Origin of the sequence: Anaerotruncus massiliensis (ex Togo et al. 2026) (assembly GCF_900199635.1) — a bacterium.
Taxonomy (GTDB): domain Bacteria; phylum Bacillota; class Clostridia; order Oscillospirales; family Ruminococcaceae; genus Anaerotruncus; species Anaerotruncus massiliensis.
In genome coordinates this window covers 2,079,277-2,102,887 of record NZ_LT962687.1, presented here as the reverse complement: position 1 = coordinate 2,102,887, position 23,611 = coordinate 2,079,277, and the positions used below count along the sequence as shown (strand labels likewise).

The 23,611-nt window shown below is 63.1% G+C and carries 23 protein-coding genes; 13 read left to right on the top strand and 10 right to left on the bottom strand.

Annotated features, from left to right (window positions below; translation table 11 throughout):
• Positions 1 to 167: 167 nt before the first annotated feature.
• The 5 genes from C1A13_RS10360 to ybaK all read left to right on the top strand — a co-directional run bounded on the left by C1A13_RS10360 (position 168) and on the right by ybaK (position 4,227).
• On the top strand, positions 168 to 1,067 hold the full coding sequence (locus tag C1A13_RS10360) for a branched-chain amino acid ABC transporter permease (RefSeq protein WP_101551722.1): 900 nt from the start codon (positions 168 to 170) through the stop codon (positions 1,065 to 1,067).
• Between the two features lie 13 nt (positions 1,068 to 1,080).
• Positions 1,081 to 2,148 carry a branched-chain amino acid ABC transporter permease gene (locus tag C1A13_RS10355; RefSeq protein ID WP_101551720.1) on the top strand — a complete coding sequence of 356 codons (1,068 nt, stop codon included), beginning with the start codon at positions 1,081 to 1,083 and terminating at the stop codon, positions 2,146 to 2,148.
• 80 nt (positions 2,149 to 2,228) lie between these two features.
• Positions 2,229 to 3,011, top strand: coding sequence for an ABC transporter ATP-binding protein (locus C1A13_RS10350; RefSeq protein ID WP_370867172.1), 783 nt, complete (start codon positions 2,229 to 2,231; stop codon positions 3,009 to 3,011).
• Positions 2,995 to 3,696, top strand: coding sequence for an ABC transporter ATP-binding protein (locus C1A13_RS10345; protein WP_101551716.1), 702 nt, complete (start codon positions 2,995 to 2,997; stop codon positions 3,694 to 3,696). The genes C1A13_RS10350 and C1A13_RS10345 overlap by 17 nt, the downstream gene beginning before the upstream one ends.
• A gap of 51 nt (positions 3,697 to 3,747) precedes the next feature.
• The gene (gene ybaK / locus C1A13_RS10340; RefSeq protein WP_101551714.1) at positions 3,748 to 4,227 is read left to right on the top strand and encodes a Cys-tRNA(Pro) deacylase; all 480 of its coding nucleotides are present in this window, start codon (positions 3,748 to 3,750) and stop codon (positions 4,225 to 4,227) included.
• Positions 4,228 to 4,564: 337 nt separating this feature from the next.
• Here ybaK and C1A13_RS10335 read toward each other — a convergent pair whose 3' ends face one another.
• From C1A13_RS10335 to C1A13_RS10300, 8 genes are all read right to left on the bottom strand, one after another.
• Positions 4,565 to 6,202, bottom strand: a complete 1,638-nt coding sequence (locus C1A13_RS10335; RefSeq protein ID WP_101551712.1) for a DUF1653 domain-containing protein — start codon at positions 6,200 to 6,202, stop codon at positions 4,565 to 4,567.
• 143 nt (positions 6,203 to 6,345) lie between these two features.
• Positions 6,346 to 7,017: a P-II family nitrogen regulator gene (locus tag C1A13_RS10330; RefSeq protein WP_101551710.1), complete on the bottom strand. Its 672-nt coding sequence runs from the start codon at positions 7,015 to 7,017 to the stop codon at positions 6,346 to 6,348.
• 17 nt (positions 7,018 to 7,034) lie between these two features.
• Positions 7,035 to 8,588: a DUF1538 domain-containing protein gene (locus C1A13_RS10325; protein WP_242970855.1), complete on the bottom strand. Its 1,554-nt coding sequence runs from the start codon at positions 8,586 to 8,588 to the stop codon at positions 7,035 to 7,037.
• Between the two features lie 210 nt (positions 8,589 to 8,798).
• Positions 8,799 to 9,338, bottom strand: a complete 540-nt coding sequence (rbr, locus tag C1A13_RS10320; RefSeq protein ID WP_101551708.1) for a rubrerythrin — start codon at positions 9,336 to 9,338, stop codon at positions 8,799 to 8,801.
• 29 nt (positions 9,339 to 9,367) lie between these two features.
• Positions 9,368 to 9,748 carry a Fur family transcriptional regulator gene (locus tag C1A13_RS10315; protein WP_101551706.1) on the bottom strand — a complete coding sequence of 127 codons (381 nt, stop codon included), beginning with the start codon at positions 9,746 to 9,748 and terminating at the stop codon, positions 9,368 to 9,370.
• Between the two features lie 185 nt (positions 9,749 to 9,933).
• Positions 9,934 to 11,454: a sodium:solute symporter family transporter gene (locus C1A13_RS10310; RefSeq protein WP_101551704.1), complete on the bottom strand. Its 1,521-nt coding sequence runs from the start codon at positions 11,452 to 11,454 to the stop codon at positions 9,934 to 9,936.
• A gap of 392 nt (positions 11,455 to 11,846) precedes the next feature.
• A complete protein-coding gene (locus C1A13_RS10305; protein WP_101551702.1) occupies positions 11,847 to 12,500 on the bottom strand; it encodes a superoxide dismutase in 654 nt (217 codons plus the stop codon).
• A 12-nt stretch (positions 12,501 to 12,512) separates the two neighbouring features.
• Positions 12,513 to 13,256, bottom strand: a complete 744-nt coding sequence (locus C1A13_RS10300) for an N-acetylmuramoyl-L-alanine amidase (protein WP_101551700.1) — start codon at positions 13,254 to 13,256, stop codon at positions 12,513 to 12,515.
• Between the two features lie 412 nt (positions 13,257 to 13,668).
• On the opposite strand from C1A13_RS10300, the gene C1A13_RS10295 reads away from it, so the two are divergent.
• Genes C1A13_RS10295 through C1A13_RS10265 form a run of 7 tightly spaced genes read left to right on the top strand, consistent with a single transcriptional unit; the run spans position 13,669 to position 19,842 of the window.
• Positions 13,669 to 14,589: a DMT family transporter gene (locus C1A13_RS10295; protein ID WP_101553250.1), complete on the top strand. Its 921-nt coding sequence runs from the start codon at positions 13,669 to 13,671 to the stop codon at positions 14,587 to 14,589.
• A 29-nt stretch (positions 14,590 to 14,618) separates the two neighbouring features.
• Positions 14,619 to 15,743, top strand: coding sequence for an iron-containing alcohol dehydrogenase family protein (locus tag C1A13_RS10290; RefSeq protein ID WP_101551698.1), 1,125 nt, complete (start codon positions 14,619 to 14,621; stop codon positions 15,741 to 15,743).
• Positions 15,744 to 15,760: 17 nt separating this feature from the next.
• On the top strand, positions 15,761 to 16,591 hold the full coding sequence (locus tag C1A13_RS10285; protein WP_242970854.1) for a transketolase: 831 nt from the start codon (positions 15,761 to 15,763) through the stop codon (positions 16,589 to 16,591).
• Complete coding sequence (locus tag C1A13_RS10280; protein ID WP_101551696.1) at positions 16,591 to 17,538, top strand: transketolase family protein; 948 nt, start codon at positions 16,591 to 16,593, stop codon at positions 17,536 to 17,538. Before C1A13_RS10285 ends, C1A13_RS10280 begins: the two co-directional genes overlap by 1 nt.
• A gap of 38 nt (positions 17,539 to 17,576) precedes the next feature.
• The gene (locus C1A13_RS10275; RefSeq protein ID WP_101551694.1) at positions 17,577 to 18,053 is read left to right on the top strand and encodes an RpiB/LacA/LacB family sugar-phosphate isomerase; all 477 of its coding nucleotides are present in this window, start codon (positions 17,577 to 17,579) and stop codon (positions 18,051 to 18,053) included.
• A gap of 12 nt (positions 18,054 to 18,065) precedes the next feature.
• Positions 18,066 to 18,743: a transaldolase family protein gene (locus C1A13_RS10270; protein ID WP_101551692.1), complete on the top strand. Its 678-nt coding sequence runs from the start codon at positions 18,066 to 18,068 to the stop codon at positions 18,741 to 18,743.
• Between the two features lie 31 nt (positions 18,744 to 18,774).
• A complete protein-coding gene (locus C1A13_RS10265; protein WP_101551690.1) occupies positions 18,775 to 19,842 on the top strand; it encodes a transaldolase family protein in 1,068 nt (355 codons plus the stop codon).
• A 124-nt stretch (positions 19,843 to 19,966) separates the two neighbouring features.
• Here C1A13_RS10265 and C1A13_RS10260 read toward each other — a convergent pair whose 3' ends face one another.
• Entirely contained in the window at positions 19,967 to 21,175 is a 1,209-nt protein-coding gene (locus tag C1A13_RS10260; RefSeq protein WP_101551688.1) for an ROK family transcriptional regulator, read from the bottom strand.
• Positions 21,176 to 21,246: 71 nt separating this feature from the next.
• Positions 21,247 to 22,095: an SDR family oxidoreductase gene (locus C1A13_RS10255; RefSeq protein WP_101551686.1), complete on the bottom strand. Its 849-nt coding sequence runs from the start codon at positions 22,093 to 22,095 to the stop codon at positions 21,247 to 21,249.
• Positions 22,096 to 22,385: 290 nt separating this feature from the next.
• Between C1A13_RS10255 and C1A13_RS10250 the strand changes: the two genes are divergently transcribed.
• Positions 22,386 to 23,525 carry an ABC transporter substrate-binding protein gene (locus tag C1A13_RS10250; protein WP_101551684.1) on the top strand — a complete coding sequence of 380 codons (1,140 nt, stop codon included), beginning with the start codon at positions 22,386 to 22,388 and terminating at the stop codon, positions 23,523 to 23,525.
• Positions 23,526 to 23,611 lie beyond the last annotated feature (86 nt).

The window sequence follows — 23,611 nt, the reverse complement described above, 5'->3', positions numbered from 1 at the left end:
CCTAGCATGGTTTCTTCTGCTTCATGGAGGGCGGACGCCCAATGGGCATTCCTACGCGGGCAAGGGCGCTTCGCGTGGAAACGGCCATTGGCTGTTCGCAATTTTTGCTACCATCGGGCCGGCGCGTGCCGGGCCCCATCCGCCGAAGAAAGGACGTGGCAAAGCCTATGTCTCTGTTCTCTACCATCGTCAGCCAGCTGGTCAACGGACTCCAGTCCGGCTCCATCTACGCCCTGGTGGCCCTGGGCTACAGCATGGTGTACGGCATCATCCTGCTTTTAAACTTCGCGCACGGCGACATCATCATGGTGGGCGCCTACGCCGCGTGGATGTGCATGGTGAACTTCCACCTGCACCCGGTCGTCTCCATCCTCATCGCGATCCTGACGAGCACCCTGCTCGGCGTCGTCATTGAGAAGGTGGCCTACACGCCGCTGCGCTCCGCGCCCCGCCTCTCGCTGCTCATCACCGCCATCGGCGTCTCCTTCCTGCTCGAAAACGGCTTCCAGCTCATTTTCGGCGCGGGCGCGAAGGACATGTCCAGCGCCATGACCGCGGTCACCGGCGGGCCGAGCATCTCCTTCGGCGGGACGACCCTCAGCTTCCCCGCCATGCTCACCATCATCGTCTCGATCCTCTCGATGGCGGTGCTCACCTTCCTTGTCCAGAAGACCAAGCTCGGCAAGGCGATGCGCGCCGTCAGCGAGGATATGGGCGCGGCCCAGCTCATGGGCATCAGCGTCAACGCGACCGTCTCCTTCACCTTCGCGGTCGGCTCCGCGCTGGCGGGCATCGGCGCGATCCTCTACCTCTGCGCCTACCCGCAGGCCAATCCCACCATGGGCTCGATGCTCGGGCTCAAGGCGTTCGTCGCCGCCGTGCTCGGCGGCATCGGCTCGATCCCCGGCGCGATGATCGGCGGCTTCGTCATCGGCATGGCCGAGGCGCTCGTTTCGGCGGTCGGGCTCTCCGTGTGGAAGGACGGCGTCGTCTTCGCCATCCTGATCGTCGTGCTGCTCGTCAAGCCCACCGGCATCCTCGGGCGCAACATCACCGAAAAGGTTTAAGGGGGGCGTTGAGATGAATCAGAATCAAAAACGCATCCCCATGCCCGCGCGCTACGCGATCAACGCTGCGCTGGTCGTCCTGGCGTTCGTGGCGCTCAACCTCATCACCGGCGCGCTCTCGAGCTACTACACCAAAATTCTCATGCTTGTCGGCATCAACATCATCTTGGCCGTCTCGCTCAACGTGGCGACCGGCTACCTCGGGCAGCTTCCGCTCGGGCACGCCGGGTTCATGGCGGTCGGCGGCTATGCGGCGGGCATCTTCCTCAAGGCGATGCCCATGCCCAATCTCGACAAGCTCCCCGAAGGGGCGAACGCCGCCGCCGCGCACCTCCAATACAATTTCTACGTCGTGCTGGCGCTTCTGCTGGCGGGGCTGGTGGCCGCGATCTTTGGCATCATCATCGGTGTGCCCGCCCTGCGCCTCAAGGGGGACTACCTCGCGATCATCACCCTCGGCTTCGGCGAGATCATCCGCGTCGTGCTCCTCAACATCGACAGCGTGCTCGGCTTCGACTTCACCTTCGGCGCCTCCGGCCTCAAGCGCATCCCCAAGGCCGCGACCGTCTCGAACGTGTTCATCTGCGTGGTGATCACCTGCCTGGTGATCCACATGGTCATGAAGTCCCGCCACGGGCGCGCGATCCTCTCGATCCGCGAAAACGAGATCGCCGCCGAAAGCTGCGGCATTCACACCACCTACTACAAGGTCATGGCGTTCACCCTCTCGGCGTTCTTCGCGGGGGTGGCGGGCGCGCTCTACGCGACCTACGTCGGCATCCTCCAGCCGAACACCTTCGGCTTCATGAAATCGATCGAAATTCTCGTGATGGTCGTGCTCGGCGGCATGGGCTCGATGCTCGGTTCGATCCTCTCCGCCACCGTGCTCACCGCGCTGCCCCAGGTGCTGCTCGCCTTCGACAAGTGGCGCATGGTGCTCTATTCGATCGTGCTCATTTTGGTGATGATCTTCAAGCCCTCCGGCCTGATGGGCACCTACGACTTCTCGATGAGCAGGCTGCTTGAGAAGTTCATGAACCGCTTTGGCGGGAAAAAGAAGGGGGAGGCGGTCAAGCAATGAGCGATTACGAGCTGACCTATAACGACTACGACAGCCGGGAAAAGATCCTCCCCGAGCGCGACAAGGCCTATACCCCCGTCATGGAGGCGATCGGGCTGAGCATCGAATTCGGCGGGCTGCCCGCCGTCGACGACTTCAACCTCACCGTCGGCCGCACCGAGATCTGCGGCCTCATCGGCCCGAACGGCGCGGGCAAGACGACCGTCTTCAACCTGCTGACCAAGGTCTACCAGCCCACCCGCGGCAAGATCCTCATCGACGGCAGGGACACCAAGGGGATGAGCACCATCCAGGTCAACCGGGCGGGCGTGGCGCGCACCTTCCAGAACATCCGGCTCTTTAAGAACCTGTCGGTGATCGACAACGTCCTGATCGGGATGCACAACCACACCCATTACAACATGCTGACCTCGACCCTGCGCCTGCCGAAATACTGGAAGGCGGAGAAGGCGGCGAGGGAGAAGGCGCTGGAGCTGCTCTCGATCTTCGGGATGCAGGACCAGGCGGACGCGGAGGCGGGAAGCCTCCCCTACGGCGCGCAGCGGCGGCTGGAGATCGTGCGCGCGCTGGCGACCGGCCCCAAGCTGCTGCTGCTCGACGAGCCGGCGGCGGGCATGAACCCCTCGGAGACGACCGAGCTGATGGAGAATATCCACAAAATCCGCGATACCTTCCAGATCGCGATCATGCTGATCGAGCACGACATGAGCCTTGTCATGGGCATCTGCGAGGGGATCGCGGTGCTCAACTACGGCAAAATCATCGCCAAGGGCACGCCGGAGGAGATCCGGCGCAACCCGGTGGTCATCGAGGCGTATCTCGGCAAGAAGAGGGGGGAGAAGCAGGATGCTGAAGGTCAGTGATATCAACGTCTACTACGGCAACATCCATGCGATCAAGGACATCTCCTTCGAGGTCGCCAAAGGGGAGATCGTCTCGCTGATCGGCGCCAACGGCGCGGGCAAAAGCACCATCCTCAAGACGGTCTCCGGCCTTCTGCGCACCAAGACCGGCAGCATCACCTTCCTCGACGGCGACATCCGCACGGCGGCCCCCAACCACATCGTCAAGCTGGGGCTTGCCCACGTGCCCGAGGGGCGGCGCATCTTTTTGCAGATGACGGTGCAGGAGAACCTCGAGATGGGCGCCTATACCCAGAAGCCCACCGCGCTGTCCGCCGACCTCGAAAACGTCTACGAGCGGTTTCCCCGCCTCAGGGAACGCCGCAGGCAGGTGGCGGGCACCCTCTCGGGCGGCGAGCAGCAGATGCTGGCGATGGGCCGCGCGCTCATGAGCCATCCGACCCTGCTGATGCTCGACGAGCCGTCGATGGGGCTTGCGCCCATCCTGGTGGAGCAGATCTTCGACATCATCCAGGAGCTGCACCGCGCCGGGACGACGATCCTGCTGGTCGAGCAGAACGCGCAGATGGCGCTTTCGATCGCGGACAGGGCGTACGTGCTCGAGACGGGGCGGATCGTGATGAGCGGCACCGCCAAGGAGATGCGGGAGGACGAGCGGGTCCAGAAGGCGTATCTCGGCATGTAAAAAAATTAAGGGGCGCGCCGAGGGCGCGCCCTTTTTTTGGAGGCGGACAGGATGGCGGAGGCCAAGACGAACGCGATGCGGATGCTCGAACGGGCGAAGATTTCCTACCGTGTGCACGTCTACGGGCACGCGGACGGGAAGATCGATGGGGTGAGCGTGGCGGAAAAGCTCGGGCAGGACGTCGACGCGGTCTATAAGACGCTCGTGACCAGGGGCGCGTCGGGCGGCAACTTTGTGTTTGTGATCCCCGTGGCAAAGGAGCTCGACCTCAAAAAGGCGGCGAAGGCGGTGGGGGAGAAGTCGGTCGCGATGATTCCGGTGGCGGAGATCAACAAGACCACCGGCTACATCCGGGGCGGCTGCTCGCCGGTGGGGATGAGGAAGCTCTTCCCCACGGTGTTCGACAGGGCGGTGGAATCGCTCCCGGCGGTCTGCGTGAGCGGAGGGCGGATCGGCTGCCAGATCGAGGTTTCGCCGGGCGACCTGCTGCCGCTCGTCCGGGCGAAAACCGCGCCGATCACTGCGGATTAAAGGGTTTAATCTAAAAGTTTTCGCCCGCCTTTTATAAAAGGCGGCGGGTTGTCAGGGCGGAGCCCTGACGCGTGCGCCGCAGCGCACAAGATACCTGATCCTTCAGGAGCATTTTCTTTGCTTCTTTCTTTTGCGATAGAAAAGAAAGAAGCAGATGCAAAGGGCCGCTTCCCAAATGGGAAGCGGCCCTTTTGCGATGTTCCTTTTTCTCTTGTAAAAAGGAACCGAAAAATACGCCTGAAGGATTGGGCGTTCCGCTCGCCGCGGCGAGCGGCGCGGGGCGCTGCCCCGCGGCCCCGCCACCTTTGAAAAGGTGGACGAAACGTTTGGATTTGGGTTAGTCGCCTGAGTAGACAAAGCGCGGGACGACGCGTCCGTCCTGCTCGACGTCCTCGAGGAACATGTCGAGCGGGCGCACCCAAAGCCCGCCTTCCCCGTAGAGGGCGCGGTAGACGACCAGCTCCTCGAGCGTCTCGCTGTGGCGCGCCTTGCCGATCACCTCGTATTCGCCGCCCTTGAAGTGACGCCACCGTCCGGTTTTCAGCTCGCGCGGCGCGGGCGGGACGGGCGCCGCCGGCGCGCCCGTGGATGCGGCCTCGCCGCTCGAAGCGGCGGAGAAGCGTTCCCACTCCTCCTGCGGCACGAGGATGCGGGAGCCGTAGGCGGGAACCTCCAGCTTGAGGTTGCCGTCGTTCGTCTCATAGGAGGTCCCGGTAAAGAGGTCGACGAGCGGGGAGGCGTCCACGCGGAATTCGAGGTATTCGGGATGCTCGGCGAGGTTGAGCGCCACGTAGACGCTCCGGCCGTTCAGCTCCCGGCGGAAGGCGTACTGTTCATTTTTGATGAGCGCGTGGTCGTAGCCGCCGTACTGGAGCGCGGGCAGCGCGCGGCGGACGGCGCCGAGCCGCTTGATGTGCTCGCAGAGCTGGTAATTCGCGTCCTCGATCTTCCCGAGCTCGAGGCAGGGGCGCAGCCCGGCGTCCGAGCCGTTCTGCTTGATGCCCTTGACGCCCCATTCGCTGCCGTAGTAGACCGACGGCGCGCCCGGCATCGTGTAGAGCAGGGTATAGACGTTTTCAAGGTGGCGCTCGTTGCGCAGCACCGACGCGAGCCGGTTCACATCGTGGTTGTCGACGAAGTTGTAGAGGCAGAGGTTTTTATAGATACCGCCCGGGCCGAACTGCCGCGCGAGCGAGTGGGCGATCTCGAAATAGTTGCGGTCGTTGTGGGAGGAGTAGAGCCCCTTGGCGCACTCGTAGTTGGTGACCGAGTCGAGCATGTCGGGGTTGGCCCAGCGGTTGTAGTCGCCGTGGATGATCTCGCCCATCAGCCAGAAGTCGGGCCGCTTGCCCCGGCAGAAGGCCTTGAGGCGGCGGAAGAAGTCGAAGTCGACGCAGTCGGCCGCGTCGAGGCGCAGGCCGTCGATGCCGAATTCGTCCATCCACATGCCCACCGCGCCGAGCAGGTGGTCGACCACCTCGGGGTTGCGCAGATTGAGCTTGACGAGGTTGAAGTGCCCCTGCCAGCCCTCGTACCAGAAGGCGTCGCCCATTGGGCTGCCGCCGCCGAAGTTGAGGTTGTGGAACCAGCTGCAATACCGGGAGGACTGCCCGTTCTGCTGCACGTCCCGGAACGCCCAGAAGCCGCGGCCGACGTGGTTGAACACCCCGTCGAGCACGATGCGGATGCCGTTTTCATGCAGCGCGGCGCACACCCTTTTGAAGTCCTCGTTGGCGCCCAGCCGCCGGTCGAAGGTGTAGTAGTCGCTCGTGTCGTAGCCGTGCTCGGACGACTCGAACACCGGCCCGAGGTAGAGGGCGTTGACCTGCATCTCCCGCAGGTGGGGAATCCAGCCGAGCAGCTTTTCAATCCGGGGGACGGGTTCGCCGCCCTCGTTCTGCTGCGGCGCGCCGCAGAAGCCCAGCGGATAGATATGATAAAATACCGATTCATTGACCCAGCTCAAAAAAACCATCCTTCCGTGCGGGGGAGACTCGATGCGCATTGCCCGCACCCGAACAGTATACACGACTTTACAGAAAATAGCAAATCCTCGGGGATGGAAAAAAGAGGACAAGCCCCGGCTGCGGGGCCTGTCCTCTTTGCGCCGCCGGGCGGCTATTCGTCAGTCAGACTGCGCAGGCCAACCACCCGGTTGACCGGCAGGGAAAAGACCGCGGCGACCCGGTCCTGCCTGGAGCCGGCCTTTTCCATGATGGCGCGGATGATGTTTTTTTCGTTCTCCTGCTTCGAGACGATGTAGATCACTTCCTGTTCCGAAGCGATGGACATCCCGAAAAAGGGCATGGCGCTTTTTTCGCCGATCCCCTTGGCGTGGATGATGGTGCCGCCTCCCGCGTCCGCTCCGCGCGCGGCGTCCATGACCAGCTCCGTATTGCCTTTGTGCGCGATGACCACGACGAGGGAAAAGCGGTTTTCTTCCATTACAAGCACCCCATTTTGTTCTGTATTCTGCCCCTGGGTCAGATATTGCAGGCTCGCCGAATTCGCGACGCTCTGCAGCGGGACCGTGAAGGCGATGCCGTTGCCCGGCACGTCGATCTGCATGGTGCGCATCAGCCCCTTCAGCAGGCCCGACGCCAGCGGGCCGGACACCACGGCGGAGAGCATGATCTTCTCCGTCTTTTCGATTCCCAGGCGGTCGAGGGTCTTCTGCTGCGCGGTGCCCTCGCAGAGGGCGGCGGTCAGGGAATGGACGCCGTTTTCGTAGAAGTATCGCAGGTAGGCGTCGCCGTATTCCCGCTTGGTAATCGTAACCAGATAATACAACATACTGCTCCCCTTTTTTAAAACGTGATGATATCGTCGTCGTTCAGGACCACGGGGTCCTCCGCGGGTTCTTCAGCCTCCCCGGCGCCCCTGGATTTGTACTTGTAGTAAACGCCCAGCAGCTGGATGGTGATCAGCGGGGTCATCGCCACCATGGCCACGACGCCGAAGGCGTCCACGACCACGTTGCCGCCCACGCCGCTGCAGGTCCCCATCGCGAGGGGAAGCAGGAAGGTGGCGGTCATGGGACCGGAGGCCACGCCGCCCGAGTCGAAGGCGATGGCGGTAAAGAGCGGGGGAGAGAAGAAGGTGAGGATCCCGGCGATCAGGTAGCCGGGAACCAGCAGGTACATGATGGGAAGCCCCGTCACGATGCGCAGCATGGCGAGCCCCACCGAGATCGCGACGCCGATCGAAAGGCTGGTGGACAGGGCCTTCTGCGGGATGGCGCCTGCGGTGATCGTAAGGACCTGCCTGTTCAGGACGTGGACGGCCGGCTCGGCCGCCACGATGAAATAGCCGATGACCACGCCGATCGGCACGATGATCCAGTTCTGCGCCATGCCGCCGATGATCTGGCCGATGTAGTTGCCGACGGGCATGAAACCGACGTTGACGCCGGTCAAAAAGAGCACCAGCCCGACATAGGTGTAGCCGAGGCCCACCCCGATCTTGATCAGCTCACCCTTCTTGAGGCGGAGGGCCGCGATCTGGAAGAGGAGGAAAAAGACGAGGATCGGGCAGAGGGCGAGGGCGACCTCCTCGATGTATTTGGGCAGGGAGGACAGAAAGAGCTGGGAGAGCTCTCTGGAGTCGGTCAGCTCGGGGATCACCACCGGGACGTATTCGCCCGTCCCCGCGCCGTAGACGATGCCGAGGAGCAGCACCGCCAGGATGGGGCCGACGGAGCAGAGGGCGACGAGCCCGAAGCTGTCGTTTTCGGCGTTGCTGTCGCTGCGGATGGCCGTGACGCCCAGCCCGAGCGCCATGATGAACGGCACCGTCATCGGGCCGGTGGTGACGCCGCCGGAATCGAAGGCCACCGAAAGGAACTCCTGCGGCACGAACCGCGCGAGCAGGAAAACGAAGACGTAGATCCCGATCAGCAGGTGGGAGAGCTTGACGCGCAGCAGCATACGCAGCATGGCGACGACCAGAAAAACGCCCACCCCGATCGCCACGGCGACGATCAGGACCATATTGGGGATGCCCGGGACCTGCTCGGCCAGCACCTGGAGGTCGGGCTCGGACATGGTGATGAAGATGCCCACGAGCAGGCTCACAAGGATGATCAGCCACACCCTGCGCGACTTGGTGACGGCGGATCCCACGTGGCTGCCGATCGGGGTCATGGCCAGGTCGGTGCCCAGGGTGAAGAGCCCCATCCCCAAAATCAGCAGAAGCGCCCCGAGCACAAAGCCCATCAGCAGGCTGTTGGGAACGGGGGAGATGGAAAAGCAGAGCAGGAAGACGATCCCCGTCACCGGCAGGACGGAGGAGAGGGATTCTTTCAGCTTCTCGGAAAGAATCGTTCGGTTCTGTTTCAGCAGAGGGAGCTTCGTTTTACCCACATAATCCCCTTTCTGTCGCTGGTAGCAACACGGCCGGCGGCATCCGGGGCCGGATGGCGGCGCCCACAATTTTTTTTATGGTTCATTATAACATATCTCTTTGGCGGATGAAAATGCTTCCGGCAAATAAAATGAAAATAAAAAAGCCGCCCGGTCTTCGACCGGGCGGAAAATTTGGAAGGCGTATTCAAAATTGGGGAGGAAACAAAATCAGTAGTTCTTGCACTGGAGCTGGAAGTACGCCTGCGGATGGTCGCAGACCGGGCAGACCAGCGGGGCCTTCTCGCCCACATGGATGTGGCCGCAGTTGGAGCACTGCCAGATGACGATGCCGGTCTTCTCGAACACCTGCTTGGTGTCGACGTTCTTGAGCAGGGCGAGGTAACGCTCCTCATGCTCCTTCTCGATCTTGGCGACCGACTCAAAGAGGAATGCGATCTTGTCGAAGCCCTCTTCCTTGGCTTCCTTGGCGAAGGTGGCGTACATGTCGGTCCACTCGTAGTTCTCGCCCGCGGCGGCGTCCTTCAGGCAGGCGGCCGTGTCGGGGATGCCGTCATGGAGCAGCTTGAACCAGATCTCGGCGTGCTCCTTCTCGTTGGCGGCGGTCTCTAAGAACAGGTTGGAAATCTGGACAAAGCCCTCTTTCTTCGCTTTGGAGGCGTAGTAGGTGTACTTGTTGCGCGCCTGGCTTTCGCCCGCAAACGCCGCGGCAAGGTTGGCTTCGGTTTTGGTGCCCTTCAGATCTTTCATGTCACATACCTCTTTCTTGAATTTATTTGTCAGTGCTTTTCGGCACAGTTTTGGCAGATCCCCGTGATGTAGACCTGATAGCCGGTCACGGTAAAGTCGGTAATGCCGCGGATGCGGGCCTCGAGGCCGCCCAGGTCGCCGAGCTCGATGTCGTAGAGCCGGCCGCAGCGGTCGCAGAGCAGGTGGTGGTGCGCGTCGGTGCGCGCGTCAAAGCGGTCGGACGCGCCGGGCAGGCAGATCTTGAGGAGCTCCCCCTGCTGGGCAAGCTGGTTGAGGTTGCGGTAGACGGTGCCGAGGCTGATGTTCGGCTCCCGCTCGCGCACCATCGCGTAGACGGCGTCCGCCGTCGGGTGCACGGGGTGCTCCGTCACAGCCTGGCGGATAAGCTCCCGCTGTCTGGAATATTTCATAGGCTCCAATCCTTACCGGTTATTTTTAATAATGATAATGATTACTGAATATTATTATAGCCGCGCCGGTCGATTTTGTCAACCCCATCTTACAAAATTTCGGGGAAAAAAGAAAGCGGCCCGCCCCCTCCCGCGAAGAGGGAGGAAAGCCCCCTCCCGCAGCGGCGGGAGGGGGCTTTCGCGTTCTATTCGGAAATCGGGTTGAGCACGAACTTGTGCGGGGCGGCGACCTTTTCGTCGTAGCAGGAGAAGGTCACGTCGAGGTGCGGCTGCGACAGCTTGGGGGTGACGAGGCTGACGAGCGGGGTGACGACGAGGGAGGCGACGATCGCGATCGCGCCCGCCGAGGTCGGCGCGGTGAAGGGGAAGAAGAAGTTCCACACGCAGATGCCGATGCCGACCACGAAGCTCACCCACACGCTCGCGGTGGTCGCGCCCCGCCAGAAGAGCCCGAGGATGAAGGGCCCGAGGAAGGCGCCCGCCAGCGCGCCCCACGAGAGGGACATGAGGGAGGTGATGAGGTTGTTGGGGTTGAGGGCGAGCACGACCGACAGCGCGACGAAGAAGATGCAGAGCAGCCGGATCCAGCGGAGCTGGACCTTGTGGGTCATGTCCTTCATGAAGACGCCCTTGAGGAAATCGAGGGTGAAGGTGGAGGAGGAGGTGATGACGAGGGAGGAGAGGGTCGACATCGACGCGGAGAGGACGAGGATCATGACGACGCCGATCAGCAGGTCGGGCAGGGAGGAGGCGAGCATCTGGGGGACAATGTTGTCGAAGACCGGCTTGCCCCCCTCGGGAACGGTGTAGTAGAGCCGCCCGAACGCGCCCATGAAGTAGCTGCCCCCCGCGATGACGAGCGCGAAGAGGGTGGAGATGATCGTCCCGGCGTGGATCGATTTCTCGTTCTTGATCGTGTAGAACTTGTGGACCATCTGGGGCAGGCCCATCGTGCCGAGGCTCGTCAGGATGACGACGCCGAGCAGGGCGAGCGGGTCGGGCCCGAAGAAGGAGACGAACGCGCCGTTTAAGGCGGGGGCCGTCTCGCTCGGGATGGCGGAGAGCCGGGTGAAGGCGGAGGAGAAGCCGCCCTGGCCGTTCAGGATGAAGACGACGACGAGGCAGATGCCGCCGAGCATGATGATTCCCTGCACGAGGTCGTTGAGCGCGGCGGCCATATAGCCGCCGACCACGACGTAGATGCCGGTGAGCAGGGCGATGCCGAGCACGCACCAGGTGAAGTCGATGCCGAACGCCATCGAGAAAAGGCCGGACAGGCCCTTGTAGACCGAGGCGGAGTAGGGCACGAGGAAGACGAAGATGATGACCGACGCGACGGTGCGCAGAGCGGGGCAGCAGTACCGCTTGGCGAAGAAATCGGGCATGGTGGCCGACTCGAAGTGCTTGGTCATGACGCGGGTGCGCCGCCCGAGCACCACCCAGGCGAGCAGGCTGCCGATGAGGGCGTTGCCGATGCCGATCCAGGTGGAGGCGACGCCGAAATTCCAGCCGAACTGCCCCGCGTAGCCGACGAATACCACCGACGAAAAGTAGGAGGTGCCGTAGGCGAACGCGGTGACCCACGGCCCCACGTTGCGCCCGCCGAGCACGAAGTCGCCGACGTTGCCCGCGTGGCGGCGGCAGTAGACGCCGATGCCGACCGTGACGGCAAAAAACAGCGCGATCATCAGGATTTTCTCAAACATAACGATGTCCTCCTCATTGCCGTCCCGTCTTCCGGGGGTTCCGGAGGAACAAAAATCCCGTCCTCCGGAACTTCCGGAGGACGGGACGTGTTCCCGTGTTACCACCTCGGTTTGCGCCGGCCTCGCGGGCGGCGCCTCTGCGGGTGCCCGGCTTCCCGGCCACCCCGCGCGTTAACGGGCGCTCCCGGCGCAGCCTACTGGGTTTCCCGTTCGGTGCGCGGCTCGCGGAGGGTATTCGGTGCCGTCCCTCCCCGCGCCTCTCATCATCCGGCCGCTTTCTGTGGGGGATCGGAAGGACCTACTTGTCTCCGGTCGCTGCCTTTCGCGCATCAACGCATTGGCGCGTTGATGTGAAATGCTGAATTCTATTTTAGCAGGCAAAATCGCTAAAGTCAAGTGTTTTCGACGGAAATTTTTCCACACCCGCAGGCCTCGTAATTTTCCCCGGCGAACTGCCAGTCGACGAGCTTCCACCAGGCTTCGAGATAATCGGCCCGCAGGTTGAGGTACTTGAGGTAGTAGGCGTGCTCCCACACGTCGACGCAGAGGACCGGCCGCAGCCCGAGGGGCAGAGGGGTGTCCTGGTTCCCGGTGGAGAGGACGCACAGCCGCCCGTCCCCGTCGCAGGCGAGCCACGCCCAGCCCGAGCCGAACCGGGTAAGCGCCGACTGGGTCATCACGTCGCGCAGCCGCTCGCAGGAGCCGAAGGCGGCGTCCACCGCCTTGGCGAGCGCGCCGCAGGGACAGGCGGAGGCGGGCTTTGGGGTCATGCAGTCGAAATAAAACTCGTGCGACCAGACGCCGCCCGCGTTGCGCAGCACGTCGGTGCGGATCCGCTCGGGAAGCCGGTCGCAGCCGAGGATGAGCTGCTCGAGGGACCAGCCGTGGAATTCGGGAAACTCCCGGAGGGCTTCGTTGAGCTTTTTGACATAGCCCGCCTGGTGGCGGTCGTGGTGGACCGTCACGGTGCGGGTGTCGATGTACGGTTCAAGCGCGTCGTAGGCGTAGGGGAGCGGGGCGAGTTCAAACGGATACTGTTCGTTCATGCTTCCCCTCCGTCAGCGCGGGATGCGGATGTAGCGGGAATCGGCGTAACCGACCGTGCCCCGGAAGTTGACGACGTACCAGTTGTTCCACTGGCCGTTGACGATGATGGGGTCGCCGTTCCAGGCGCGCGCGATCGACTGCGATTCGGTGGAGGGGAACTGGCGGATGTTGAGCCAGCCCGACCGGACGACGACGGTGCCCCGGCGCGGCGCCTGCGGCAGGACGAAGGGAATGCCGAAGTAATCGGTCAGCGAATAGGCGACGTTGGCGGCGATCTCGGCGATGTTGGCCTTGATCCATTCGGCGTCCTCGAGGTTGTCGTGGTAGGCGAATTCGATCAGCACGCCGGGCGCGCGCGTCTTGGCGACCTCGCCGAGCCGGGTGGTCGGGACCGTCTTGACCAGCCAGGGGTAGGGGTAAATCTCCTTGAGGTTCTCCGCGATGATGTCGGCCGCCCGCTTCCCGGCGGCGCTCGTCGGATAGTAGTAGACCTCCGAGCCCTGACGCAGCCCGGCCTCCCCCTCGGGCGCGGCGTTGGAGTGCAGCGCGAGGTGCAGGTCGTAGTTGCCGTGGTTGGATTGCGCGATCGACGACGCAGCGGTCATGTCGGGGGTGTTGCGCACCCAGCGGATGCCGGAGGAGAGCAGGTAGGGCTCCATCGCGTCCGCGATGAGGTTCATATAGTATTCCTCGGTGCCGCCGTTGACAAAGTGATTCCAGTCCTGCGTGGACGGGCTCAGATAGATGATGGGCATAGAATTCCTCCTGTCGGTGGTTTTGGTGCCTTTTTTCCTGTTTCAGACTATGCCCGGCGGGGAAAAAAGGTGCCGGCGCTGCCCGGCGGGAAAAAACGCGCGCGGCGGCCGGGCCGCTGTCAGCCTGCCGGCAGAAAAATGGGAGGATGGTAAATGACTTTAAAAAGAATGATTAACTAATAGAAGAGCTTGGAAAAACATAGGCAAAAACGCCAAAACAGCATGCTTGATTTGTGTTATACAGACAAAAATACGAAAATATGGCAGAAAACCACTTTACACAGGGGCGGAAATCGGTATAATAAAAATAGATATTATTAAATTGATTAATTAAATAATTCTGGAGCGTCCTCCATCGTCCGCGGCCCGGTTCCGCGGCGCGATGACGGGGAGGCGGATGGGGGGAATCGCGATGAAACCAAAACAGGCGGCGCCGCTGCTTCTGCTGGCGCTCATCTGGGGGATCTATTATGTGGCCAGCCACAAGTCGGTGGAGCGGATGTCCGTCTTTACGGTCGGGATCGTCATCCGCCTGCTGACGATGGTGCTGCTGACCGCCGTCATGCTCTGGAAGCGGGAGCTGCCCTCCCTTTTGAGGGTGAAGGGCGTGTTCGCCCGGCTGCTGCTGATCGGGCTGATGGGCTTCCTGCTCGACCTCACGGCGTTCGTCGGCCTCTCCCTCTCTCCGGCGGGCGCGGGCACCGCCCTGCTCAAGACGGACATCCTCTTCGTCAACCTCATCAGCGTCATCATCTATAAGCAGAAGTTCACCGGCCGGGAGTGGATCGACACCTTTGTGATGCTCTTTGGCGTGCTGCTCGTGATGGATTTCGACTTCCTGCACGCCTCCCTCGGCGGAAAGGGGGACATCTTCTTCATCCTGAGCGCGCTCTTCGTCTCGATCAACGCGTTTCTCATCAAGAGCGTGCAGCGCAGCGGGAAAAATTCCGTCTCCAACGATGTGATCGCCTACTACAACAACTTTGTGACGATGATCCTCTTCACCGTCACCGCCTGCATGATGGGCACGATCGGGCAGCTCCGCCTCTTCGGGACCGACCCCGGGATTACCCTCGGACTCGTCGTCGCGGGGCTCGGGCAGACGGGCGTCTACATCGTCTACTACTACGACCTCGCGCGTTTCCCCGTCTGGCTCGTCAAGGTGTTTCTGCTCTTCATGCCGATCGTCTCGACCGTCATCAGCTTCCTGCTCTTCGGCGAGACCCTCACAGGGAAGCAGCTTTTGGGCGTCGCGGTGGTGCTGGCCGGCGCGATGGGCGTCCTGTTTGAACAGCGTAAGAAGGAGGAGGGGCATCTGGCCGCCTCCATGTAAACCATATCAAGACCAGGAGGGCGTTGACTATGAACACAAAGAATTTCCGCTTCCACATGCCGGTCGCCGTGCACTACGGCGTCGGCATCGCGCATAACATGACCGGGCGGATCCGGGGGGAGAGGGTCATGATCGTCTGCGATCCCTTTCTCTACCAAAGCGGCGTTGCCGAAAAGCTCGGCGGCGCGCTCGAGGGAAAGACCGTTTCCTACTTCAGCGGCATCGAGCCCAACCCCTCCACCGTGAGCGTGGACGCGTGCGCCGAGGCCGCGCGCGCCGCGCGCGCCGAGACGGTCATCGGCGTGGGCGGCGGCAGCGCGATGGATGTGGCGAAGGTCGTGGCCTGCCTCGTGACCAACGGCGGCAGCATCTACGACTACTACGCGGGCGGCACCAAACGGTTCGGTCCCCGCGCGGTGAAGCTGATCCTCATCCCGACCACCGCGGGCACCGGCAGCGAGGTCACCAACGTCGGCGTCTACACCAACCCGCGCGCGGGGGTCAAAATGCCCTTCGTCACCGACGAGTTTTGGGCGGACGAGGCGCTCATCGACCCGGAGATGACCTATTCGCTGCCTCCGGCGGTGACCGCCTCCACCGGCATGGACGCCTTCTGCCATGCGATCGAGGCCTACTGGAACAAGGAGAGCCAGCCGATGTGCGACTTTCTGGCGATGGGCGCGCTCAAGACGATTCTCGAGAACATCAAGGCCGCCTACGACCATCCGGACGACACCGCGGCGCGCGGCGCGATGATCACGGCGGCGCTGGTGGCGGGCGTGGCGTTCAGCCAGACCCGGACGACGGGCATCCACGCGGTCAGCTTCCCGCTGACCACCGAGTTCCACGCCAGCCACGGCGCGGCCTGCTCGATCACCCTCCCGGCCTTCATCCGGGCGGCGAAGCAGGGCGCGGCCGAAAAGCTGCGGGTGCTCGCCGGGTACCTCGGCTACGCGGACGCGGGCGCGCTCGCGGACGGGGTGGAGGCGCTGATGCGGAGCATGAAGATGCCGGTGCGGCTTCGGGAGCTGGGCGTGCGGGAGGCGGACATCCCGCACATCGCCGAAGTCGGGCTGACGGCGGCGATCATCCAGCTCACGCCGGCGGAAATGAACCAGGAGACCGTCGAAGCGCTGCTGCGCTCGATCCTATAAGAAAGGGGCCGGAAGCCTTGAATGAGAAAAAAACAGCCATGCTGCGGAAAAAGGCGCATGAAATCCGCAAATACACGCTGACGTCGATCGGGAAGCTCGGCGTGGGCCACATCGGGGGTAGCCTCTCGCTGCCCGAGGTCCTCGCGGTGCTCTATTTCGACGTGATGAACATCGACCCGGCGGACCCGAAGAAGCCCGACCGCGACCGCTTCGTCCTCTCCAAGGGGCACGGCGGCCCGGCGCTCTACGCGACGCTGGCGCTCAGGGGCTATTTTGGGCTCGACTGGCTGGACACCCTCAACCGTCCGAACACCAACCTCCCGAGCCACTGCGATATGAACCGCACGCCGGGCGTCGATATGACGACGGGCAGCCTCGGGCAGGGGTTCTCGGCCGCCGTGGGCATGGCGGTGGCGGGAAAGCTGAACCGCAGCCCCGTCCGCGTCTATACGATCATCGGCGACGGGGAGAGCCAGGAGGGGCAGATCTGGGAGGCCGCCATGCTGGCGGGCAGCCGCAGGCTCGGCAACCTGATCGCCTTCACCGACTACAACAAGATGCAGCTTGACGGGTACATCGAAGAGGTCAACGGCCTCTACCCGCTCGACAAAAAGTGGGAGGCGTTCGGCTGGCATGTGCAGTCGGTGGACGGCCACGACGTCGCGGCCATCTCCCACGCGATCGACAACGCGCAGAAGATCACCGACCGCCCGTCGATGATCCTTCTGGACACCGTCAAGGGCAAGGGCGGCTATTTCTGCGAGAACCAGGTCGCCTCCCACAACATGAATATCACCGGGGAAATGTGGCAAAAAGCGGTGGCGCTGCTGGACGAGGAGGACGCATGATGGAACTGGAAAACAGATGGCTGAGGGAGACCTATGTGGATGAGCTCATCGCGGCGGCCGAACGGGACGAGCGCGTCGTCATCCTGGAGGCCGATTTGAGCAAGGCGGCCGGCACCGGCCGCTTCAAAGAGCGGTTCCCCGAGCGGACGATCAACGTGGGAATCGCCGAGGCGGGCATGATCGGAACGGCCGCCGGCATGGCGGCGATGGGGAAGATCCCCTTCACCCACACCTTCACCCCCTTCTCCACCCGCCGGGTGTGCGACCAGGTGACGCTGTCGGTGGCCTACGCGGGGCTCGGCGTCAAGATCATGGGTAGCGACCCGGGCGTGACCGCCGAGCTCAACGGCGGCACCCACATGAGCATGGAGGATGTGGCGATCATGCGCAACATCCCCGGCATGACGATCTTCGAGCCGACCGACAGCGCCCAGCTGCGCGCCGCCTTCCCGCAGATCGTGGAGTGCGCGGGGCCGGTCTACATCCGCCTCCTGCGCCGCAACGCGGTGAAAATTTTCGAGGAGGGCTGCGCCTGCACCCTCGGCAAGGGGATCGTCCTGCGCGAGGGCCGCGACGTCACCATCGCGGCCAGCGGCATCATGACCGCCGAGGCGCTCGACGCCGCGGAGCTTCTAAGGGCGGACGGCATCGACGCGGAGGTGCTCAACTTCCACACCATCAAGCCGTTCGACGAGGCGCTGCTGATCGCCAGCGCCGGCAAGACGGGCGCGGTCGTGAGCGCGGAAAACCACTCGATTTTAAACGGACTGGGCGGCGCGGTCGCCGAGTGCCTGTCGGAAAACCGCCCCGTGCCGCTGCGCCGGGTCGGGGTGCGGGACCACTTCGGCGAGGTAGGGCTCACCGAGTTTCTCAAGGAGAAGTACGGCCTCACGGCGAAAGACATCGCGGCGGCGGCCAGATCCGCCGTCGCGGCGAAAAAGGGATAAACGGCGCGGGGAAGGCCCCGCGCGAAGGAGGAGTTATCGTGCAAAAGATCATCATCGGTTCGGACAAATCGGGCTTTTCCCTCAAGGAGGCGGTCAAGGCCCACCTGCTTGAACGGGGCGTCGAGGTGGAGGACTGCGGCACCCTATCGCTCGAAGCGGGCATCCCCTATTTCGAGGTGGCGCCGGTCGTCGCCGAGCGGGTCCAGTCGGGCGAATTTTCGCGCGGCATCCTGATCTGCGGGACGGGCGCGGGCATGGCCGTGGTGGCCAACAAATACCGGGGCGTCTACGCCGTGGCGTGCGAGAGCGTCTACGCGGCGGAGAAATGCCGGGCGATCAACGATGCCAACGTCATGACGATGGGCGGCTGGATCGTCGCGCCCGAACTGGGCGTCGCCATGGTGGACAAATTCCTCGACACCGGCTTCACCGACAACCTCGAGGAGTGGCGCAGGGACTTCCTCAAAAACGCGCGCGTCAAGGTGGCGAATCTGGAAGAAACCATTTACAAATAAGGAGAGAGCGGCATGAAATACTTTTTGGACAGCGCAAAACTCGACGAGATCAAATTCGCCTACGAGCACTACTGCATCGACGGCGTGACCACCAACCCCAAGCACATCAAGCTGAGCGGCAAGCCGTTCATGCAGTGCGTGCGGGACATCGCGGCGTGGCTGCGGGAGATCGGCCTGGAGGGGACGGATTTCCCCGTCTCCTTCGAGATCAATCCCCACCTCGCCCAGTGGGAGGAGATCGTGGCGGCCGCCAAGGAGGTCGCCTCCTACTCGAAGAACTACGCCATCAAGATCCCCTGCTGCGAGCAGGGGGTCATCGCCGCCAAAAAGCTCGAGGAGCAGGGCGTGCGCACCAACGTGACCCTCGTGTTCAGCCCCTCCCAGGCGATCCAGGCGGCCAAGCTGGGCGCGAAGTTCGTCTCCCCCTTCGTGGGCTGGAAGGAGAACAACGGCGAGGACGCGCTCGAATACATCTCCAGGATCGTGAAGATCTACCGCAACTACGACTACAGGACCGAGATCATTGTCGCCGCCGTGCGCAGCGGCAAGCAGATCGTCGACTACGCCTGCGCGGGCGCGGACATCGTCACCTGCGGGCTGCAGGTCTACAAGGACTCCTTCGAGCATCCCTTCACCTCCTACGGCCTCGGCGTCTTCCGCGACGCGTGGGACAGCACCGTGAAGGAATAAGGACACACATCCATTGACAGGAGGAAACGATATGAGCGACTATAAAGGCGTGCTGCACGAGACGGCGGTCCGCTTCCCCGACACTGACATCTGGATGGACTCCTGCGGGGAGGAGGAGCTGGACTACGGCCTCGCGCGCGGCATCGTGGGCGCGACGAGCAACCCGATCATCGTGGGCGCGGTGGTCAAGAAGGAGCTCCCCTACTGGGAGCCCCGCATCCGCCAGCTGATCGCGGAGAACCCCTCGGCCACCGAGGACGAGATCACCTGGCTGCTCCTCTACGAGGTGGGCCGGGAGCGCAGCAAAAAGCTGCTGCCCGTCTTTGAAAAATTCAAGGGCAGGAAGGGCCGCCTCTCGATCCAGGTGAACGCGAAATACTACCGCAGCAGGGACAAGATGGTCGAGCAGGCCGTCATGCTCAACACGCTCGGCAGGAATATGCAGGTCAAGCTGCCCGCCTCCGCCGCCGGCGTCGAGGCGATGGAGGAGGCCACCTACCGGGGCGTGTCGATCAACGCGACGGTGAGCTTCACCGTGGCGCAGGCGGTCGCCGTGGCGGAGGCCGTCGAGCGCGGCCTCGCGCGCCGGAAGGCCGAGGGCCTGCCCTGCGATGAAATGGCGCCCGTCTGCACCATCATGATCGGCCGCACCGACGACTGGATGAAGGCCGCGACCGCCGCCGAGGGCGTCACCGTCATCCCCGAGGCGCTCGAGTGGGCGGGCGTCGCCGTCATCAAGAAGGCGTACGCCATCTACAAGGAGCGCGGCTACACCACCCGGCTGCTGAGCGCTGCCAACCGCAACGTCTACCACTGGTCCGAGCTGGTGGGCGGCGACCTCTGCCAGACGATCAACTACAAGTGGCAGCAGCGCCTCAACGGCGGCTGCGACATGCCCGTGGAGGACCGCATCGGCGAGCCGGTCCCTGCGGAGTACCTCGCCGCCCTCGAAAAGCTCGGCGAGTTCCGCAAGTCCTACGACGAGGACGGCATGAAGCCGGAGGAGTTCGTCCGCTACGGCGGCTTTCACGACACGATCAAGACCTTCCTCGCCGGATACGACGATCTGGTCTGCCTCGTGCGCGGCTACATGATCTGATCCCCGTCATGACAGGGCCCTCCGGGCGGCGCCGGCAGGTTTGCCGGCGCCGCCCTTCCTGATGCGAAAAACCGCCCCGGCCGTAAGGCCGGGGCGGTTTGATCCGTTTTTTGGGGGTGGGAGGCTACGCCTCGCCGCCCGTGTCGATCAGGTAGGTCTTGATGGCGGTCGCGGCGGGGCCGATGTAGTCGGTCTTCCAGGAGAGGGCGCTGCGCTGGAAGAGCTCCCGCCCGATGAAGGGATTGAGCCGCACGACCTCGTCGATGAAGCGGTCGGCCGCGCCGGGCACCTCGAAGAGCACGCCGTAGAGGATGACCCGGTCGGGGGAGAAGACCTGAATCGCGTTGTTCACGCCGATGGCCAGATCGTGCACGCAGGCCTCGAAGAAGCCGCGCAGGGCGGGGCAGTCGGCGGAGAGGTAGGAGATGATGTTCGTGACGTGCGGCGCGCCGTGCGCCTCCCGCACCTGCTGGAGCGCGGGCTCGCCGGGCAGCAGCTCGAGGATCTTCTCCTCGATGCGGGAGAGGTTCACGCCCGTCTCGAGGCAGCCCCTGCGCCCGCATTTGCAGGTGCGGCCGTCGTTTCGGTAAAAATAGGTATGCCCGATCTCGGAGGAGTGGAAGGTGTGGTCCTTGCAGATCACGCCGCCGATCGAGGAGGCCGACCCGACGCCGGGGCCCCATTTGAGCGCGATGACGTTGGAATCGGTCGCGCAGCCGAGCAGGATTTCGGCGTTGAGGAAGGCGCAGACGTTGTTCTCCACGCAGATGGGGAAGGGCAGTTCCTTTTCCAGAAGCTGCCGGATGGGGACCTGCCCCTCCCCGAAGATGCTGAAGGGGTTGAGGCTGACCCCCGCCTCCTGGTCGACCGAGCCGACGATGCAGACGCACGCCCCGAGTACCCGTTCGCAGGGGATGTTGTTTTCCCACAGCAGGCGGATGCAGGCGTCGGCGAGCTTTTTGAAAAAATGCTCCGCGTCGTAGGGGGCCTCGACCGAGAAGGAGGTCCAGGCGACCGCCTGCCCGCGCAGGTCGGTGATCGCGATGATATGCCCGTTGTAGTGCAGGCTCACCGCGATGGCATATTTATAGGTGCCGTTGATGTCCAGGGGGCATTTCTTACGGCCGGGACTCTGGGATTTACCGCCGTCCGACTGGATCAGCAGGCCCTTCTGGATGAAATCGTTGCAGATGGACGTCAGCGTCGCAGTGGTCAGGTTCAGTTCCTCCGCGAGGTCGGTGCGGGACATCCCCCCGTTGCGCAGCAAAAGCTGCAGCACCGCGGATCGGTTGATCTGCTTGACGTTGGTCATGTTGACGCCGGTTGGTAACATAGCCCTTCAACTCGTTTCGGTACAGTAATGGTGGTCGCGGGCGCGCGCCCGCGGAGTTCCCCTCAAAAGCATTATACTCCACAGTAGGCGTTAAATCCACCGTCAACCGGCAAAACCACGCCGGTGATGAAGGACGCCGCCTGCGGGGAGAGCAGGAAAAGGAGCGCCCCGGAGAGCTCGTCGATCTCGCCGAACCGCCCCATCGGGGTGCCCGCGAGGATTTTGCGCGCGCGGTCGGTAAAGCCGCCCTCCGCGTCCAGCAGGTTGGGCCGGTTCTGGTTGGTGATGAAGAAGCCGGGCGCGAGGGCGTTCACACGGATGCCCTCCTTCGCAAAATAGGTGGCGAGCCACTCGGTGAAGTTGGAGACGGCGGCCTTCGCGGCGCTGTAGGCGGGCAGCTTGGTCAGCGGCCTATACGCGTTCATCGAGGAGACGTTCAGGATCGAGCAGCCCGGGCGGCCCGGCATGTCCGCAGAAAAGACCTGGGTGGGAAGGAGGGTGCCGATAAAATTCAAATCGAAGACGAATTTGAAGCCGTCAAGATCGAGACGGTAAAAATCCCGGACGCCCTCGGCCGCGCGGGAGAAGAATTCGTCGTCGGTGTTGCCTCTGGGGTTGTTGCCCCCCGCGCCGTTGATGAGAAGGTCGCAGGGCCCAAGGTCGTCGAGGACCCGGCGGTGGACCTCCTCGAGGCTTTCCCGGTCGAGCACGTCGGCGCGGTAGGCCCGCGCCTCAAATCCGTCCGCGCGGACGGCGCGGGCGGCCTCCTCGGCGGCCCGCCCGTCAATGTCGAGCAGTGCGACCCGCGCGCCCGCCCGGGCGAGAGCGCGTGAAAAGTGGCTGCACATGACCCCGCCGGCGCCTGTCACAACGGCTGTTTTTCCGGACAGGCCGGCGGGGAAGGTCATGGATGCTGGCATGCTGGCTACCTCTTTTCCACACCAATAATAAACATAACTAATTAATACTATGAGAATTATATCCTACTACCGATATAAATGCAAGATAAAAAGGCAAAAAATAAGCAGATTATCTAATAAAGAAATGGAATTATTAAAAGAATTGTCAATTGACGGCAAAACAAACGGCGAATATAATAAATACATAAATATTAATCATATTAATTAATTGCTTTTAACACCCCGAATCCGGATTCCTTTTGCAGGATGCAAATGAAATAATCGTATAATTCAAAAAAGGGAGGATACTTATGAAAAACCTGAAAAAGCTGATTACGGCCGTTCTGGCGGCCGCGATGGTTCTCTCCGTTGCGGGCTGCGGCTCCAGCAACACCCCCAGCGCCCCGGACGCGAACAGCGCGGCCGCAAGCGGCGGCGAGAGCCAGGGTGCGGCGCTTACGAAGATCACGGCGAGCGGACAGCCCTACAGCCACACCCTCCCCGCCTGGCTGGCGGAGCAGGACGGCCTCTACGAGCAGGCCGGCATGGGCTTTGAAATGATCATGTTCACCGGCGGCGCCGCGCAGAACGAGGCGCTCGGCGCGGACGAGTGGGACGTCGGCACCATGGGTTCCCCGCCGTCCATCACCGGCGGCGTGGCCTACGGCGTGCACGTCATCGGCTTCGGCTCGCCCGACGACAAGGCGGTCACCATCTGGGCGCGTCCGGACAGCGACGTGGCGCAGGTCTCCGGCGAGGTTGACGGCTACCCGGACATCAAGGGCAACGCCGACACCTGGAGGGGCAAGACGATCCTCTGCCCGACCTCCACCTCCGCGCACTTCACGCTGATCGCAACCCTTAAGACGATGGGGCTCACCACCGAGGACGTCAACATCATCGACATGGGCGTCGCGCAGGGCTTTACCGCCTTCAAGGCGGGCGAGGCGGACATCGTCTGCCTGTGGGACCCGCAGGGCTTTGACGCGGAGAAGGAAGGCTGGACCTGCATCTCCTCCGGCGAGGCGACCGGCGAGGCGATGCCCACCGTCATCGTGGCCTCCGAAAAGGCGATGGCCGAAAAGCACGACGAGATCCTCGAATACCTCGACATCTACTTCCAGGAGTCCGAAAAGTACGCGAAGGACCTCGACGCCTACGCGCAGGCCCTGATGGACATCGGCATTGAAAACGGCGTCGAGCAGGACTACGAGACATCCTACAAATGCGCCGAGAAGCGCCCGCTCCAGACGCTGGACGACGAGATCGAGTGGTACAAGGGCGAGGTCGGCAGCCGCAAGGCGGACATCGCGATGGAGAACCTGATGGACTTCTTCGTCTACACCGGCACGATCGAGGAGGCCGACAAGCAGAAGCTGATCGACAACGGCTTCGTCGACAGCAGCTTCATCGAGGAACTGGCCGCCCGTTACGGCAAAACCCTGAACTGATCCGTAACGCCGGCCGTCGGGAAGAGGGGGCGCGAGCCCCCTCTTCCAATGAGAACGACACAAACGATTTGTTGGATTGGGTGAGT